The sequence below is a fragment of the Pseudomonas sp. Os17 genome (genome assembly GCF_001547895.1).
Lineage (GTDB): Bacteria > Pseudomonadota > Gammaproteobacteria > Pseudomonadales > Pseudomonadaceae > Aquipseudomonas.
In genome coordinates, this window is sequence record NZ_AP014627.1 from 5,016,180 (window position 1) to 5,032,447 (window position 16,268).

The 16,268-nt window shown below is 62.0% G+C and carries 16 protein-coding genes; 13 read left to right on the forward strand and 3 right to left on the reverse strand.

Features of this window, described 5'->3' with window-relative positions:
- Positions 1–3: 3 nt before the first annotated feature.
- On the reverse strand, positions 4–357 hold the full coding sequence (uraH, locus tag POS17_RS21870; RefSeq protein ID WP_060840496.1) for a hydroxyisourate hydrolase: 354 nt from the start codon (positions 355–357) through the stop codon (positions 4–6).
- Between the two features lie 425 nt (positions 358–782).
- Here uraH and puuE point away from each other — a divergent pair, with 425 nt between their 5' ends.
- From puuE to POS17_RS21900, 6 genes are all read left to right on the forward strand, one after another.
- On the forward strand, positions 783–1,709 hold the full coding sequence (puuE, locus tag POS17_RS21875; RefSeq protein WP_060840497.1) for an allantoinase PuuE: 927 nt from the start codon (positions 783–785) through the stop codon (positions 1,707–1,709).
- Positions 1,706–2,221, forward strand: a complete 516-nt coding sequence (gene uraD, locus POS17_RS21880) for a 2-oxo-4-hydroxy-4-carboxy-5-ureidoimidazoline decarboxylase (RefSeq protein ID WP_060840498.1) — start codon at positions 1,706–1,708, stop codon at positions 2,219–2,221. Before puuE ends, uraD begins: the two co-directional genes overlap by 4 nt.
- A 107-nt stretch (positions 2,222–2,328) precedes the next feature.
- Positions 2,329–2,832 (forward strand): ureidoglycolate lyase, encoded by a 504-nt coding sequence (locus POS17_RS21885; RefSeq protein ID WP_016962791.1) that lies wholly within the window; start codon positions 2,329–2,331, stop codon positions 2,830–2,832.
- Between the two features lie 51 nt (positions 2,833–2,883).
- Positions 2,884–4,212 (forward strand): urate hydroxylase PuuD, encoded by a 1,329-nt coding sequence (locus tag POS17_RS21890; protein ID WP_060840499.1) that lies wholly within the window; start codon positions 2,884–2,886, stop codon positions 4,210–4,212.
- A gap of 172 nt (positions 4,213–4,384) precedes the next feature.
- Positions 4,385–5,743: a nucleobase:cation symporter-2 family protein gene (locus tag POS17_RS21895; protein ID WP_060840500.1), complete on the forward strand. Its 1,359-nt coding sequence runs from the start codon at positions 4,385–4,387 to the stop codon at positions 5,741–5,743.
- A gap of 637 nt (positions 5,744–6,380) precedes the next feature.
- Entirely contained in the window at positions 6,381–7,166 is a 786-nt protein-coding gene (locus POS17_RS21900) for an outer membrane protein OmpK (RefSeq protein ID WP_060840501.1), read from the forward strand.
- Positions 7,167–7,251: 85 nt separating this feature from the next.
- On the opposite strand, the gene POS17_RS21905 is transcribed toward POS17_RS21900, so the two are convergent.
- On the reverse strand, positions 7,252–8,445 hold the full coding sequence (locus POS17_RS21905; RefSeq protein WP_060840502.1) for a patatin-like phospholipase family protein: 1,194 nt from the start codon (positions 8,443–8,445) through the stop codon (positions 7,252–7,254).
- A gap of 49 nt (positions 8,446–8,494) precedes the next feature.
- Positions 8,495–9,427: a lipid A biosynthesis lauroyl acyltransferase gene (locus POS17_RS21910; protein WP_060840503.1), complete on the reverse strand. Its 933-nt coding sequence runs from the start codon at positions 9,425–9,427 to the stop codon at positions 8,495–8,497.
- Positions 9,428–9,549: 122 nt separating this feature from the next.
- Between POS17_RS21910 and minC the strand changes: the two genes are divergently transcribed.
- The 7 genes from minC (at position 9,550) to POS17_RS21940 (ending at position 16,240) form a co-directional block, all read left to right on the forward strand.
- On the forward strand, positions 9,550–10,287 hold the full coding sequence (minC, locus tag POS17_RS21915) for a septum site-determining protein MinC (protein WP_060840504.1): 738 nt from the start codon (positions 9,550–9,552) through the stop codon (positions 10,285–10,287).
- A gap of 200 nt (positions 10,288–10,487) precedes the next feature.
- Positions 10,488–11,300, forward strand: a complete 813-nt coding sequence (gene minD / locus POS17_RS21920) for a septum site-determining protein MinD (RefSeq protein ID WP_011062650.1) — start codon at positions 10,488–10,490, stop codon at positions 11,298–11,300.
- Positions 11,300–11,554 (forward strand): cell division topological specificity factor MinE, encoded by a 255-nt coding sequence (gene minE / locus POS17_RS21925; protein ID WP_007898843.1) that lies wholly within the window; start codon positions 11,300–11,302, stop codon positions 11,552–11,554. The genes minD and minE overlap by 1 nt, the downstream gene beginning before the upstream one ends.
- A 91-nt stretch (positions 11,555–11,645) precedes the next feature.
- Positions 11,646–12,281 carry an RluA family pseudouridine synthase gene (locus POS17_RS21930; RefSeq protein ID WP_060840505.1) on the forward strand — a complete coding sequence of 212 codons (636 nt, stop codon included), beginning with the start codon at positions 11,646–11,648 and terminating at the stop codon, positions 12,279–12,281.
- Between the two features lie 145 nt (positions 12,282–12,426).
- A complete protein-coding gene (locus POS17_RS21935) occupies positions 12,427–13,716 on the forward strand; it encodes a M18 family aminopeptidase (protein WP_016963877.1) in 1,290 nt (429 codons plus the stop codon).
- Between the two features lie 81 nt (positions 13,717–13,797).
- Positions 13,798–14,004: a hypothetical protein gene (locus tag POS17_RS31930; protein WP_129406377.1), complete on the forward strand. Its 207-nt coding sequence runs from the start codon at positions 13,798–13,800 to the stop codon at positions 14,002–14,004.
- Positions 14,005–14,083: 79 nt separating this feature from the next.
- A complete protein-coding gene (locus tag POS17_RS21940) occupies positions 14,084–16,240 on the forward strand; it encodes a mechanosensitive ion channel family protein (RefSeq protein ID WP_060840506.1) in 2,157 nt (718 codons plus the stop codon).
- The last annotated feature ends 28 nt before the right edge of the window (positions 16,241–16,268 follow it).

Below are 16,268 nucleotides of genomic sequence, written 5' to 3' on the forward strand. Positions count from 1 at the left end.
GTCCTAGCTTCCTCTGTAGGTCGAATAGCTGTAAGGCGAGATCAACAGCGGCACGTGGTAATGCTCCTGCTCGGCACTGATGCCAAAACGCAGCACCACTACATCCAGAAAGGCCGGCTGCGGCAGTGGCACGCCTCGGGCGCGGTAGTAGTCACCGGCATGGAACTGCAACTGGTAGACCCCGGAGCGGTAGTCCTCCCCCTGCAGCAAGGGACTGTCGCAGCGGCCATCGCTATTGGTCAGGGCGCTGGCGACCAGTTCCAGCTGCGTCCCTTCAACCCGATACAGCTCGACCTTGATAGCGCTGCCAGGGCAGCCATGTGCGGCATCCAAAACATGTGTAGTCAAACGTCCCATTGATTCTGCGTGCCTGTCGCCCAATGAGTGAACAGGCCTCGCGCCTCCCGGAGTCAGTGATTGAAAGGGGACCGCGGCGTTTCAGCAGTGAAAAGGCTGCGGAGAGGTTCCGATTAAGACATTTTTCAAAAAAATTGTACACAATAATAATCACAAATATGCCCACAACCGGTGCCCTCCCCGGCAACTTGCGAATCACCCTCCAAACCTCAGCAGCAGGCGACTCTCCAGGCATAAGCTGACCAACCGGGCAAGTTTCTTGCAAGCAGGATCCCTCGTGACAAAAGCGGAAAAATGCAAAAAATCGGGCTTACAAACTGAATATAAATTTGTATACAATCGCCCCATCGCAGTGACGCCCACCTGGCTTCCCGGCTTCAGGTTCCGCCACGCCACCGTTATCACGAACAAGAAGGAAGACTGCAGTGAGCGCTGACTACCCTCGCGACCTGATCGGTTACGGCTCCACCCCTCCTCATCCTCACTGGCCGGGCAATGCCCGCATCGCCCTGTCCTTCGTGCTCAATTACGAAGAAGGCGGCGAGCGCAACATCCTTCATGGCGACAAGGAATCGGAAGCCTTTCTGTCGGAAATGGTTTCGGCGCAGCCGCTGCAGGGCGAGCGCAACATGAGCATGGAATCGCTTTACGAGTACGGCAGCCGCGCCGGCGTCTGGCGGATTCTCAAGCTGTTCAAGGAATTCGACATTCCGCTGACCATCTTCGCCGTGGCCATGGCCGCCCAGCGCCACCCGGACGTGATCCGCGCCATGGTCGAAGCCGGTCACGAGATCTGCAGCCACGGCTACCGCTGGATCGACTACCAGTACATGGACGAGGCCCAGGAACGCGAGCACATGCTCGAAGCCATCCGCATCCTCACCGAGATCACCGGCGAGCGTCCCCTGGGCTGGTACACCGGCCGCACCGGCCCGAACACCCGGCGCCTGGTGATGGAGGAAGGCGGTTTCCTCTACGACTGCGATACCTACGACGATGACCTGCCCTACTGGGAACCCAACAACCCTACCGGCAAGCCCCACCTGGTGATCCCTTACACCCTGGACACCAACGACATGCGCTTCACCCAGGTGCAAGGCTTCAACAAGGGCGACGACTTCTTCCACTACCTCAAAGACGCTTTCGACGTGCTCTACGCCGAAGGTGCCGAAGCGCCGAAGATGCTCTCCATCGGCCTGCACTGCCGCCTGATCGGCCGCCCTGCACGCCTGGCTTCGCTCAAGCGCTTCATCGAGTACGTCAAAGGCCATGAACAGGTCTGGTTCACCCGCCGCGTCGACATCGCCCGCCACTGGCAACAGACCCATCCTTACCAGGGAGCGACGAAATGACCGCCTTCCAGAGCCTCAAGCCCTCGAGCCTGAGCCGTGAAGCCTTCGTCAAGGCCTTCGCCGACATCTACGAGCATTCGCCGTGGGTGGCTGAAAAAGCCTACGACCTGGGCCTCGACGCCTCCGTCGACCAGATCGAAGGCCTGCACCAGCGCATGAGCGATATCCTCTTGAGCGCCGATCACGCCGCCCAATTGGCACTGATCAACGCTCACCCGGACCTGGCCGGCAAAGCCGCCGTCCAGGGCCAGCTGACCGAAGCCAGCACCAACGAACAGGCCGGTGCCGGCATTCACCAATGCACGGCCGAAGAGTTCCAGCGTTTCACCGAGTTGAACGATGCCTACAAGGCCAAGTTCAAGTTTCCCTTCATCATGGCGGTGAAGGGCAGCAACCGGCACCAGATCCTCGCCGCGTTCGAAACCCGCATCCACAACACCGTGGATACCGAGTTCAAATGCGCGCTGGCCGAGATCAACAAGATCGCCCTGTTCCGCCTACAGGCCCTGTAGCGGCAGCTCAGCATCCCCGCTCCGCTTGAGGCCGCCGTCGCCGGCAAGCCGGCGGCGCCAGGGGATGATGAACCGACACCCTTATCAGAGAATATAAGAAGAACAGCATGCGCACATTAGTGATTGAACCCCTGAGCAAAGAAGCCTTCGCCCCCTTCGGTGACGTAATCGAGACCGACGGCAGCGACCACTTCATGATCAACAATGGTTCGACCATGCGCTTCCACCGCCTGGCGACGGTTGAAACCGCCCAGCCGGAGGACGAAGCGATCATCAGCATCTTCCGCGCCGACGCGCTGGAAATGCCCTTGACCATTCGCATGCTGGAACGCCATCCGCTGGGCAGCCAGGCCTTCATCCCGCTGCTCGGCAACCCCTTTCTGATCGTGGTCGCGCCACTTGGCGATGAACCTGTATCAGGCTTGGTCCGCGCCTTCGTCAGCAATGGCAGGCAGGGCATCAATTACCATCGCGGCGTCTGGCACCACCCGGTGCTGACGATCGAAAAGCGGGATGACTTCCTGGTGGTTGATCGCAGTGGCAAAGGCAATAACTGCGATGAGCATTTCTTCAAAGAGGATGAGCGTTTGATCCTCGCCCCCCACCAATAAGAGAAGGCCCGATCACTCGACAACAAGGGTGACAGGCAAGAGGTAAAGACTGTGGAAGCACATCTGTTGGAATGGCTCAACCTGAGCGTGCGTTGGGTACATATGATCACTGGTGTGGCCTGGATCGGCGCATCGTTCTACTTCGTCTGGCTGGAGAACAACCTCAATCGCGTCAACCCCAAGGACGGCCTGTCCGGCGACCTCTGGGCGATTCACGGTGGCGGTATCTATCACCTGGAAAAATACAAGCTGGCCCCTCCCTCGATGCCGGAGAACCTGCACTGGTTCAAGTGGGAAGCCTACTTCACCTGGATGTCGGGGATCGCCCTGCTGTGCCTGGTGTTCTACTACAACCCGATGCTCTACCTGGTGGCTCCCGGCAGCGGCCTGACCGGCCCTGAAGGCGTGGCCATCGGGATCGGTGCGCTGATCGCCGGCTGGTTCGTCTACGACTTCCTCTGCGACTCGCCACTGGGCAAGAAACCCGCCCTGCTCGGCTTCATTCTGTTCCTCCTGCTGATCGGCGCCGCCTACGGCTTCAGCAAGGTGTTCAGCGGCCGAGGAGCGTACCTGCATGTGGGTGCAATCATCGGCACCATCATGGTGGGCAACGTGTTCCGCATCATCATGCCGGCCCAGCGGGCGCTGGTGGCGGCGATCGCGGAAAACCGCACCCCCGACCCGACCCTGCCGGCCAAGGGCCTGTTGCGTTCGCGTCACAACAACTACTTCACCCTGCCCGTGCTGTTCATCATGATCAGCAACCACTTCCCGAGCACCTACGGCAGCCAGTACAACTGGTTGATCCTGGCCGGGATCGCGGTCCTGGCAGTGCTGGTGCGTCACTACTTCAACACCCGTCATGACAGCCACAAGTTCGCCTGGACCCTGCCCGTGGCGGCGCTGGGCATGATCTGCCTGGCCTATGTGACCGGTCCGACGCCAGCGCCCAGTGCTGCGGACGTGGCCAAGGCCCCTGCCCAGACCCAGTTCCAGCCATTGCCGGAAACCGCCCTGGGTGGCAAACCGGCAACCACGACCGAAGCTCAGCCAGCACCAGCACCAGCGCCAGCTGCGCCTGCCGCGGCCAGCGCCCCGGCGCAGGCTTCGAATGCCGGCCTGGCCTTCGACAAGGTGCACAGCGTGATACAGGAGCGTTGCGCGGTCTGCCACTCGGCCAAGCCCACCAGCCCGCTGTTCAGCGCCGCGCCTGCCGGGGTGATGTTCGACACACCGGAACAGATCCGCCTGCAAGCTGCGCGTATCCAGGCCCAGGCCGTGACCAGCCAGATCATGCCGCTGGGCAACATCACCCAGATGACCCAGCAGGAACGTGAATTGATCGGCGCCTGGATTGCCCAGGGGGCCCAGACCCACTGATCAGTGCCTACACCCAGGCTGCTTCGCGAGCAAGCTCGCTCCTACAGAACCGGATTCATCTGTAGGGGCGGGCTTGATTGCCGTCAGCCGTCCAAGATTCGTCCGCGGCAAACCCGTTGCGCACCATGACGCAGCGGTTAAATCACAAGAATAAAAAGATTCGAGGTGTTGCATGTCCGATTCATCCGAACAGTGCGTCCCCGCCGCGCCCGCCATTGTGCGCTTGCCTTTCCTGCAACTGATCCTGGTGGGGCTGCAACACGTTCTGCTGATGTATGGCGGTGCAATTGCGGTGCCGCTGATCATCGGACAGGCCGCGGGCCTGAGTCGTGAAGAAATCGCCTTCCTGATCAATGCCGACCTGCTGGTGGCCGGAATCGCCACCATCGTCCAGTCGATGGGCATCGGCCCCATGGGCATTCGCATGCCGGTGATGATGGGCGCCAGTTTTGCCGCCGTAGGCAGCATGGTGGCCATGGCCGGCATGCCCGGCATCGGCATGCAAGGCATTTTTGGCGCCACCATCGCCGCAGGCTTCTTCGGCATGCTGATGGCGCCGTTCATGTCCAAGGTGGTGCGCTTCTTCCCGCCCCTGGTCACCGGCACGGTGATCACCTCGATCGGCCTGTCACTGTTTCCGGTGGCGGTGAACTGGGCCGGCGGTGGCAGCAGTACCGCGCAGTTCGGTTCGCCCATCTACCTGACCATCGCTGCACTGGTGCTGGGCACCATCCTGCTGATCCATCGTTTCATGCGTGGTTTCTGGGTGAACATTTCCGTGCTGATCGGCATGGGCCTTGGCTACGTGCTGTGCGGCATGATCGGCATGGTCGACCTCAGCGGCATGGCCCAGGCGCCCTGGCTGCAGGTCGTCACCCCGCTGCACTTCGGCATGCCGCAGTTCCACCTGGCGCCCATCCTGTCCATGTGCCTGGTGGTGGTGATCATCTTTGTCGAATCCACCGGGATGTTCCTGGCCCTGGGCAAGATCACCGGCCAGGAGGTCACCCCGCGCATGCTGCGCCGTGGCCTGCTGTGTGATGCCGGCGCCTCGTTCTTCGCCGGTTTCCTCAACACCTTCACCCACTCTTCATTCGCCCAGAACATCGGCCTGGTGCAGATGACCGGGGTGCGCTGCCGTTCCGTGACCATCGTTGCCGGCGGCCTGCTGATCATCCTCAGCCTGCTGCCCAAGGCGGCATTCCTGGTGGCCTCGATTCCTCCAGCGGTACTGGGCGGCGCAGCCATCGCCATGTTCGGCATGGTGGCCGCCACCGGGATCAAGATCCTCCAGGAGGCTGATATTGGCGACCGGCGCAATCAACTGCTGGTGGCGGTGAGCATCGGCATGGGCCTGATTCCCGTGGTGCGCCCGGAGTTCTTTGCCCACCTGCCACTGTGGATGAGCCCCATCACCCACAGCGGCATTGCCATGGCGACCTTGAGCGCCCTGGTGCTGAACCTGCTGTTCAACATTCTCGGGGGCACCGAGCGCGCCATCAGCAACGCTGAACAGGCTCACCAGCATTAAGGCTTGACCAGGGCGCCGGACCGGCGCCCCGATCCCTGCCTCACCGCTCATGCATAAGTGCAGTGCTCGTCAGCCCTGCACCGATCACTGCCCAACAACGCCGCGCCTTGAAAACAAGAATAAACAGGGAGCCCGCCATGCAGCCTGCACCAGCCCGACAACTGTCCGCCGCTCACCCACTTGCGGCCACCCACTGCGCCCCTGATGGCGGGTCGTCCGCGCGGTTTCTGCGCCTCTCAGTACGGACAGCGCGCTGAGATGTGCGATCTGCCTGCCCCAAAGTGGCTGCCAGTGCGCTGTTGCAGAGCACTTGAGCCCTGCCGTGGGAGCCAGTATTCTCCGCGGCCGCGCAAATCCGGTCTAAAAAAAAGCCCGGATGAAAAACCTGACCTGAAGGCCAACTTATCCCGGCCAGGACAGGTCTCGAGGCGCACGAAATCAACGCTCGAAACACTCTCGTTCGACTGTATTGCTACAGCCGACCGGGAGTTTTTTTGCTTTTTTTCGGCCTTGGCTCAGCTCTTGCTACCAGCAACAAAGCTGACCGATCGGATGGTTTTTTAAAGCAAAGAAAAAAGGCGCCATACCAGAGCGCCGAGCCATAAAAACGTGGAACTACCTACTTGGGAGCAACCGAATGAAACCGATGTGCAAGAGCCTGATGTTGGCCGCCAGTGCGCTGGTGGGGGGACAGGCCGCGGCTGGCGACCTGTTGCAGTGGCAGAACAACAGCCTGACTTACTTGTACGGCAAGAACTTCGAGGTCAACCCGCAGATTCAACAGACGGTGACCTTCGAACATGCCGACGCCTGGAAGTACGGCGACAACTTCTTCTTCCTCGACCGGATCTTCTACAACGGCAAGGAAGACGGCAACGTCGGCCCGGACACCTACTACGGCGAGTTCTCGCCACGCTTGTCGTTCGGCAAGATCTTCGACCAGAAACTGGAATTCGGCCCGATCAAGGACGTGCTCCTGGCGTTCACTTACGAATTCGGCGAAGGCGACAATGAGTCCTACCTGATCGGCCCGGGCTTCGACCTGGCAGTACCGGGCTTCGACTACTTCCAGTTGAACTTCTACCAGCGCCACACCGAAGGCAGCCGCCCGGGCGACAACGTCTGGCAGATCACTCCGGTGTGGTCCTACACCATTCCCGTGGGCCGCTCGGACATCCTGATCGACGGTTTCATGGACTGGGTGGTGGACAACGACCAGAACGCCAAGGGCACCTACCACGCCAACCTGCACTTCAACCCACAGATCAAATATGACTTGGGCAAGGCCCTGAACTGGGGCGCCAAGCAGTTGTACGTCGGTTTCGAATACGACTACTGGAAGAACAAGTACGGTATCGAGGATTCGCGCAACTTCGAGACCAACCAGGACACTGCCAGCCTGCTGGTCAAGTACCACTTCTGATTGTTGGGCGAGCCGCTGATGCCGTACGGAGCTTTGGGCGACGTGCGGTTGACCCGTGCCTCGCTCTTCGCGGGCAAGCACGCTCCTACGGCGCAGGTTCTGTAGGAGCGGGCGTGCCCGCGAAGCCCTTGAGTCCCAGAAACCGCGCCAACTCCTCCCCTTTGGCCAGGGCGTCACTGCGGCCCAGTTCTATCAGCTCGCTGCAGTACGCCGCCTCGAACAGCAGATAACTCAGGACCCCGGCACCGCTGGTGCGGGTCGCCCCGGGTCCACGCAGGAACAGGCGCAACGCCGCCGGCAACTCCTGCCGGTGCCGCGCCGCGATTTCGTCGATCGGTTGGCTCGGGGCAATCACCAGCACTTCCACAGGCGCAATGCCCAGGCTGCGATCCGCCGCGCTGCCCGGCAACAGGCGACTGAAATGATTGAGTCGCTCCAGCAGCTCGATATCGCTTTCCAGGCTGTCAATGAAGGTGCTGTTGAGCATATGGCCACCGATCTGCGCCAGGGTCGGCTGCTGCCCGGTGTACGTGCGCTGCAGTGAGGTGTCCGGATCGTTGCCCCGCGGGTTGCCACTGACCCCCACCACCAGCACGCGACTGGCTCCCAGGTGCAAGGCCGGACTGATGGGCGCCGACTGGCGCACCGCGCCATCGCCGAAGTATTCCTGGTCGAGCTTGACCGGAGCGAACAACAGGGGAATGGCCGCACTGGCCAGCAGATGGTCCACCGTCAGATGGGTGGGAATGCCGATCCGCCGGTGGCGCAACCAGGGATTGATGACCCCGCCCCCTTGATAGAAGGTCACCGCCTGTCCGGATTCATAACCGAAAGCCGTTACCGCCACCGCGTGCAACTGCCCCTGGGCAATGGCCTGATTGATGCCCGAAAGGTGCATGTGCTGGTTGAGCAGGTCACGCAACGGTGAGTTGTTGATCAACGCCACCGGCACCTGAGCACCAAGCCCCAGCAGACTGTGGCCGACAAAACGGCTGGCCTGGCGAATCACCCCGGGCCAATCGCTGCGCATCACCTGATCACTGCGAAAGCTGCTCCAGAACGCTGTGAGACGCTTGATTGCCGCGGAAAAATCCGTGGCGCCACTGGCCAGGCTGACGGCATTGATGGCCCCGGCCGAGGTGCCGACAATCACGGGAAACGGATTGCGCGCCCCCGGGCCCATCAACTCGGCAATCGCCGCCAGCACGCCCACCTGATAGGCCGCCCGGGCGCCACCACCCGAAAGAATCAAACCGGTAACCGGTTCCGCCGCACTCATCAATTCACTCCATCCATGGCGCACAAGGTCCCGATCGGTACCCGTAAGTTCAACCGCGCTTCGTGTAGAGCTTGGGCTCGCCCGGCGGCCGGCTCTTGAAGCGCCGATGGGCCCATAGGTACTGCTCGGGGCAGGCGCGCAACGCCGTTTCGACCCACTGATTGATCCGCAGGCAATCCTCTTCTTCCGTGGCGCCAGGGAAATCCGTCAGCGGCGCATGGATCACCAGGCGGTAGCCACTGCCGTCGGCCAGGCGCTCCTGGGTGAAAGGCACCACCAGGGCCTTGCCCAGACGCGCGAACTTGCTGGTGGCGGTAACGGTAGCGGCCTGGATGCCGAACAGCGGCACGAACAGGCTCTGCTTGATGCCATAGTCCTGATCCGGCGCGTACCAGATCGCCCGGCCGGCCCGCAGCAGCTTGAGCATGCCACGCACGTCCTCACGCTCGACGGCCAGAGAGTCCAGGTTGTGCCGTTCACGGCCACGGCGCTGAATGAAGTCGAACAACGGGTTCTTGTGTTCGCGATACATGCCGTCAATGGTGTGCTGCTGGCCCAGCAGCGCCGCGCCGATCTCCAGGGTGGTGAAGTGCAGGGCCATGAGAATCACCCCATGCCCGTCGCGCTGGGCCTGCTTGAGGTGTTCCAGCCCTTCGACATGGGCCAGGCGCGCCAGGCGCGGCTTGGACCACCACCAGCTCATGGCCATCTCGAAGAAGGCGATCCCGGTGGAGGCGAAGTTCTCCTTGAGCAGGCGCTTGCGCTCTGCGGCGGACTTTTCCGGGAAGCACAGTTCCAGATTGCGCCGGGCGATCGCCCGCCGATCACCGGCCACCCGGTACATCAGCGCCCCCAGGGCACGACCGATTTGCAGGAGCACGGGATAAGGCAGCTGGACGATCAGCCATAACACGCCAAGTCCCAGCCACAGCGGCCAGAAACGTGGAGACAAGAATGCAGCTCGAAAACGCGGGCGATCCATTACAGATTCCGGGACAGACAACAAGGTCGCGCATTCTACATCGGTTCGCCCTGGCTTGCGGGCCGCGGGCGATCTCGTTATAAGTCTCGGCACTTTTAGTGACAAGCCGCCTTCTGCAGACCATGAGCCAAACCGAATCGCTAGACCAAGATCCTGTGTTCCAGTTAAAGGGCAGCATGCTCGCCATCACGGTGCTGGAACTGGCCCGCAACGACCTTGAAGGCCTCGATCGCCAACTGGCCGCGAAAGTCGCCCAGGCCCCGAACTTCTTCAGCAATGCGCCGCTGGTGCTGGCGCTGGACAAGCTGCCTGCCGCCGAGGGCTCGGTGGATCTGCCCGGGCTGATGCGCGTCTGCCGCCAGCACGGCCTGCGCACCCTGGCCATTCGTGCCAGCCGCATAGAAGACATTGCCGCGGCGATTGCCGTCGACCTGCCGGTGCTACCGCCTTCCGGTGCCCGGGAACGGCCACTTGAGCCGCCCGAGAGCGAAATCAAGAAAGTGCCGGAAAAGCCCCCGGAGCCTACGGTCAAACCGACCCGCATCATCACTTCGCCAGTACGCGGCGGACAGCAGATCTATGCCCAGGGTGGCGATCTGGTGGTGGTGTCCTCGGTCAGCCCCGGAGCGGAACTTCTCGCCGATGGCAATATCCATGTATACGGCCCGATGCGCGGCCGGGCCCTGGCTGGCGTCAAAGGTGACACCAAGGCACGGATTTTCTGTCAGCAATTGAGCGCTGAACTGATCTCCATCGCCGGTCAGTACAAGGTTTCCGAGGACCTGCGACGCGACCCGCTATGGGGCTCTGGAGTCCAGGTCAGCCTGTCGGGTGACGTGTTGAACATCACACGCCTTTAACGGATACTGCCGCATTTTCCAAGCATCTCTAAAACGTAGCGATTACGGCTCAAACGAAGTAGGAAATTGGCAATCAGCAGTGTTTATCGACGATGAACCCTGCCGCTGACCGAGCTCCAGCCAAGGCTGTCCGACTGCAGTAGTTTTCAAGAGATGTTTTTCAGGGGCTAAAAGTCCTTTTTCCTTAGGGGTGAAACACCTTGGCCAAGATTCTCGTGGTTACATCCGGCAAGGGTGGCGTGGGTAAAACCACCACCAGCGCCGCTATCGGTACCGGCCTCGCTCTGCGTGGTCACAAAACAGTCATCGTCGACTTCGACGTCGGCCTGCGTAACCTCGACCTGATCATGGGCTGCGAGCGTCGCGTGGTGTATGACTTCGTCAACGTGGTGAACGGCGAAGCCAACCTGCAGCAAGCCCTGATCAAAGACAAGCGCCTGGAAAACCTCTACGTGCTGGCCGCCAGCCAGACCCGGGACAAGGACGCGCTGACCCTCGAAGGCGTGGAAAAAGTCCTGATGGAACTCAAGGAAACCTTCGAGTTCGTGGTCTGCGACTCGCCTGCAGGTATCGAGAAAGGCGCGCACCTGGCCATGTACTTCGCCGACGAAGCGATCGTCGTGACCAACCCTGAAGTGTCCTCGGTCCGTGACTCCGACCGCATGCTCGGCCTGCTGGCCAGCAAATCCCGCCGCGCCGAAAAGGGCGAAGATGCGATCAAGGAGCACCTGCTGCTGACCCGCTACAACCCGGAGCGCGTCAGCAATGGCGAAATGCTCGGCGTTGAAGACGTCAAAGAAATTCTCGCAGTGACCCTGCTCGGGGTGATTCCCGAATCCCAGGCGGTACTCAAGGCTTCCAACCAAGGCGTACCGGTGATTCTCGACGACCAGAGCGATGCGGGCCAGGCCTACAGCGACGCGGTCGATCGTCTGCTGGGCAAAACCGTGGAACATCGGTTCCTTGATGTCGAGAAGAAGGGATTCTTCGAGCGCCTGTTTGGAGGTAGATAATGAATCTTTTTGACTTCTTTCGTGCCAGCAAAAAGGTCAGCACCGCGTCGGTAGCGAAAGAGCGTCTACAGATCATCGTGGCGCATGAACGCGGCCAGCGCAGCACCCCTGATTACTTGCCCGCCTTGCAGAAGGAACTGGTGGAAGTGATCCGCAAGTACGTCAATATCGGGTCCGACGACGTGCACGTCGCTCTGGAAAACCAGGGCAGTTGCTCGATCCTGGAACTCAATATCACCCTGCCTGATCGCTGATTGATCCGCCAGGAGCCACGGCGGCTCGCAGGCCTCATGCATTGAATGGGGTCGGCGAGCCGCCGTTGGCGTTTGTTACGAGGCTGTTTTAATGCCGTTGTCGAATATCCACATCCTGCATCAGGACGCCGCCGTCCTGGTGGTGAACAAACCCACCCTGCTGCTTTCAGTCCCTGGTCGCGCCGACGACAACAAGGACTGCCTGATCACCCGTCTGCAGGAAAACGGTTACCCCGAAGCCCGGATCGTCCACCGACTGGACTGGGAAACCTCCGGAATCATTCTCCTGGCTCGGGACCCGGACACACATCGCGAGCTGTCGCGGCAGTTTCATGACCGGGAAACCGAAAAAGCCTACACCGCCCTGTGCTGGGGCCAGCCGGAACTGGACAGCGGCAGCATCGACCTGCCCCTGCGTTATGACCCGCCAACCAAGCCCCGGCATGTGGTGGATCACGAATTCGGCAAACACGCCCTGACCTTCTGGCGCGTGCTGGAGCGCTGCGGCGACTGGTGCCGGGTCGAACTGACGCCGATCACCGGACGCTCCCACCAACTGCGGGTACACATGCTGTCCATCGGCCACCCGCTCCTGGGCGACGGCCTCTACGCCCACCCGCAAGCCCTGGCTGCCTGGCCACGCCTGTGCCTGCACGCCAGCATGCTCAGCTTCACCCACCCCCAGACCGGTGAGCGCCTGCGCTTCGACTGCCCTGCGCCGTTTTGAGCCCCCCCTTTTTTGTAGGAGCCGGCTTGCCGACGAAGGCACTCTGAAGGCGATCTCCGGGTCGACAGCCGCTTCGCCGGGCAAGCCGGCTCCTACAGCGTCCGGCGATACGTTAAACTCGCGCCACTGCTGTCTGGAGCTACTTATGCGCGAAGAGTTGAACCAAGGCCTGATCGACTTCCTCAAGGCCTCCCCTACCCCTTTCCATGCCACTGCCAGCCTTGTTCAACGTCTGGAAGCGGCCGGTTATCAACGCCTCGACGAGCGCGAGCCATGGACCACCGAGGCCAACGGTCGCTACTACGTCACCCGTAACGACTCCTCCATCGTCGCCTTCAAACTGGGACGGCACTCGCCGTTGCAAGGCGGTATCCGCCTGGTGGGCGCGCACACCGACAGTCCGTGCCTGCGGGTCAAGCCGCAGCCGGAACTGCAGCGCCAGGGCTTCTGGCAGCTGGGCGTGGAAGTCTACGGCGGCGCGCTGCTGGCGCCCTGGTTCGACCGCGATCTGTCCCTGGCCGGCCGCGTGACTTTCCGTCGCGATGGCAAGGTGGAAAGCCAACTGATCGATTTCAAGGCACCGATCGCGATCATTCCCAACCTGGCCATTCACCTCAACCGGGAAGCCAACCAGGGCTGGGCGATCAATGCACAAAATGAACTGCCACCGATCCTGGCCCAGTTCGCCGGCGACGAGCGCGTGGATTTCCGTGCGGTACTCACCGACCAGCTGGCTCGGGAACACGGCCTGAACGCCGACGTGGTGCTGGACTACGAGTTGAGTTTCTATGACACCCAGAGCGCTGCGGTAATCGGCCTGCATGGCGATTTCATTGCCGGTGCGCGCCTGGACAACCTGCTGTCCTGCTACGCCGGATTGCAGGCCCTGTTGAACGCCGACAGCGAAGAAACCTGCGTGCTGGTGTGCAACGACCACGAGGAAGTCGGCTCCTGCTCGGCCTGCGGCGCCGACGGTCCGATGCTCGAACAAACCTTGCGTCGCCTGTTGCCCGAAGGCGACGAGTTCGTGCGCACCATCCAGAAATCGCTGCTGGTGTCCGCCGACAATGCCCACGGCGTGCACCCCAACTACGCGGACAAGCACGACGCCAACCATGGCCCGAAACTCAATGCCGGCCCGGTGATCAAGGTCAACAGCAATCAGCGTTACGCCACCAACAGCGAAACCGCCGGTTTCTTCCGCCACCTGTGCATGGCCGAAGAAGTGCCGGTGCAGAGCTTCGTGGTGCGCAGCGACATGGGCTGCGGCTCGACCATCGGCCCGATCACCGCCAGCCACCTGGGGGTGCGCACCGTGGATATCGGCCTGCCGACTTTCGCCATGCATTCGATCCGCGAACTGTGCGGCAGCCATGACCTGGCCCACCTGGTGAAGGTGCTGAGCGCCTTCTACGCCAGCCGCGAACTGCCGTAAGGCATGCGGCGGGCGTGGACCTCCACGCCCGCCGGCTTCTGATACACATCAACCCAGGTCGCGACAAAGCGACCTAGACTCATGAGTACCTCTTCAGACAAGGCCGTCGCCATGATCTCGATGTCTTCGTTCCATTCCATGCTCATCCCGATTCTCACGGGCATGATCCTGTTGGCCATCGGCTTCAACTTCCGGGACAAGAACCTCGGGGTGTTCAGCATGTGGATCGGCATGCTGCTGATTCTCGGCACCGTGGTCTACAAGATCCTGGCCAAGCTCGCGGAATAAATGCGGCGCCTGCCCTCGCATTGAATTTGGTGGCCTCGTACACTCGGTCGATCCTTTTGCCTGCGAGGTTGACCGCCCAGTGTTTGCTCGTCTTTTCGCCCTGCCCTGCTATGCACTTGTCTGCCTGCTGACCCTGCTGCCGCTGAGCAGCGCCCAGGCGGTGGGCCTGCCTGGCCTGCTGGGCAGCCAGACCAAGGCACAGCCCCAGGCCGAGGAACCCCTGGGACAATCCCTGGACGAGGTGATCAAGTCCCTGGAGAACGACCAGCAACGGGCCAAGCTGCTGGCGGACCTGAAGAAGCTCCGGGACGCCACGAAAAAAGCTCAGCCCACCCCCGAGGAAGGCGTACTGGGCTTGATCGGCGGCACCCTGAGCAGCCTTGAGAAGCAGTTCTCAGGTGCCGACAGTCCGGTCAACCGCTGGACCGACGAGTTCGATCTGGCCCAGGAAGAACTGGCCGCGCTGATGCTGCCGGCCAGCCAATGGCTGCCGATCATCTTTGCCTTTGCCCTGATCCTCATGGTCTGGAGCCTGTTGGCGGCGGCGTTGATCTGGCTCAGTCACCGGGTGCGCCTGCGTTTTGGCCTCACCGACGAACTGCCCCAGCATCCCAAGACCTGGGACTTGCTGCGTTTCGCCCTGCGCAAGCTCGGCCCCTGGCTGATCGCCCTGCTGATCACCGTCTACATGACCTATTCCCTGCCTTCTTCCCTGGGCAAGGACCTGGCCATGGTCCTGGCCTACGCGCTGGTGGTGGGCACCTGTTTCTCGGCGATCTGCGTGGTGGCGTTCTCTGTGCTCGATGGCCCGCACCGCCATCGCGCGCTGTACATCCTGCGCCGCCAGGCCTTCCGCCCGCTGTGGTGGATCGGCAGTTTCGCCGCCTTTGGCGAAGCCCTGAGCGACCCGCGCATGGTGGCCAGCCTCGGCCAGCACCTGGCCCATACCGCGGCGACCTTCGCCAATGTGATGGCGGCGCTGTCCACCGGGGTGTTCATCCTGCGTTTCCGCCGGCCAATCGCCCACCTGATCCGCAACCAACCGTTGTCCCGGCGCCTGACCCGCCGGGCCCTGAGCGACACCATCGAAATCATCGGCACCTTCTGGTACCTGCCGGCCCTGGTGCTGGTCGGGATTTCCCTGTTCGCCACCTTCGTGTCCGCCGGCGACACCAGCACCGCCCTGCGCCAGTCCCTGCTGTGCACCGTGCTGCTGGTGCTGTGCATGGTGATCAACGGCCTGGTGCGGCGTCATGCGCTCAAGCCGCAACGGGGCCACAAGCGCCACGCGCTGTACTCCGAAAGGCTGAAAAGCTTCTTCTATACCCTGGCCCACCTGGCGGTGTGGCTGGCGTTCATCGAACTGGGCCTGCGGGTCTGGGGCATGTCGCTGATCCGCTTCACCGAAGGCGACGGCCATGAAGTCAGCGTCAAGCTGTTCAGCCTCGGCGGTACCCTGATCTTCGCCTGGCTGATCTGGATTCTCAGTGACACCGCGGTGCATCACGCCCTGACCCGCTCGCGCAAGGGACTGGCCAACGCCCGCGCGCAAACCATGATGCCGCTGATCCGCAACGTGCTGTTCGTGGCGATCTTCATCATCGCCACCATCGTCGCCCTGGCCAACATGGGCATGAACGTCACGCCGCTGCTGGCCGGTGCCGGCGTCATCGGTCTGGCCATCGGTTTCGGCGCCCAGTCCCTGGTGGCGGACCTGATCACCGGTCTGTTCATCATCATCGAGGACTCCCTGGCCATCGACGACTACGTGGATGTCGGCGGCCACCTGGGCACCGTCGAGGGCCTGACCATCCGCACCGTGCGCCTGCGGGACATCGACGGCATCGTGCACACCATCCCGTTCAGCGAGATCAAGAGCATCAAGAACTACTCCCGGGAGTTCGGCTACGCGATCTTCCGCGTGGCGATTCCCTACAACATGGAGATCGACGACGCGATCAAGCTGATGCGCGATGTCGGCCAGAAGATGCGCACCGACCCGTTGCAGCGGCGCAATATCTGGTCACCGCTGGAGATTCAGGGCGTGGAAAGCTTCGAGTCCGGCAGCGCCATCCTCCGGGCTCGCTTCAAGACTGCGCCGATCAAGCAATGGGAAGTGTCCCGGGCCTTCAACCTGTCCCTCAAGCGTCACCTGGACGAAGCCGGGCTGGACCTGGCCACCCCGCGCATGAGCATTCAAGTGATCACCCCCGGCAGCGCCCCGGAGAAACAATGACCCTGTAGGAGCCGGCTGCCGGCGAACG

Excerpts from the sequence above, each read along its gene's own strand:
- POS17_RS21895 (WP_060840500.1), top strand. The coding sequence starts at position 4,385 with ATGTCCGATTCATCCGAACAGTGCGTCCCCGCCGCGCCCGCCATTGTG.
- POS17_RS31930 (WP_129406377.1), top strand. The coding sequence starts at position 13,798 with ATGAGTACCTCTTCAGACAAGGCCGTCGCCATGATCTCGATGTCTTCG.
- uraH (WP_060840496.1), bottom strand. The coding sequence starts at position 357 with ATGGGACGTTTGACTACACATGTTTTGGATGCCGCACATGGCTGCCCT.
- POS17_RS21910 (WP_060840503.1), bottom strand. The coding sequence starts at position 9,427 with ATGGATCGCCCGCGTTTTCGAGCTGCATTCTTGTCTCCACGTTTCTGG.
- POS17_RS21885 (WP_016962791.1), top strand. The coding sequence starts at position 2,329 with ATGCGCACATTAGTGATTGAACCCCTGAGCAAAGAAGCCTTCGCCCCC.
- POS17_RS21900 (WP_060840501.1), top strand. The coding sequence starts at position 6,381 with ATGAAACCGATGTGCAAGAGCCTGATGTTGGCCGCCAGTGCGCTGGTG.
- POS17_RS21930 (WP_060840505.1), top strand. The coding sequence starts at position 11,646 with ATGCCGTTGTCGAATATCCACATCCTGCATCAGGACGCCGCCGTCCTG.
- uraD (WP_060840498.1), top strand. The coding sequence starts at position 1,706 with ATGACCGCCTTCCAGAGCCTCAAGCCCTCGAGCCTGAGCCGTGAAGCC.
- minC (WP_060840504.1), top strand. The coding sequence starts at position 9,550 with ATGAGCCAAACCGAATCGCTAGACCAAGATCCTGTGTTCCAGTTAAAG.
- POS17_RS21935 (WP_016963877.1), top strand. The coding sequence starts at position 12,427 with ATGCGCGAAGAGTTGAACCAAGGCCTGATCGACTTCCTCAAGGCCTCC.
- minE (WP_007898843.1), top strand. The coding sequence starts at position 11,300 with ATGAATCTTTTTGACTTCTTTCGTGCCAGCAAAAAGGTCAGCACCGCG.
- POS17_RS21905 (WP_060840502.1), bottom strand. The coding sequence starts at position 8,445 with ATGAGTGCGGCGGAACCGGTTACCGGTTTGATTCTTTCGGGTGGTGGC.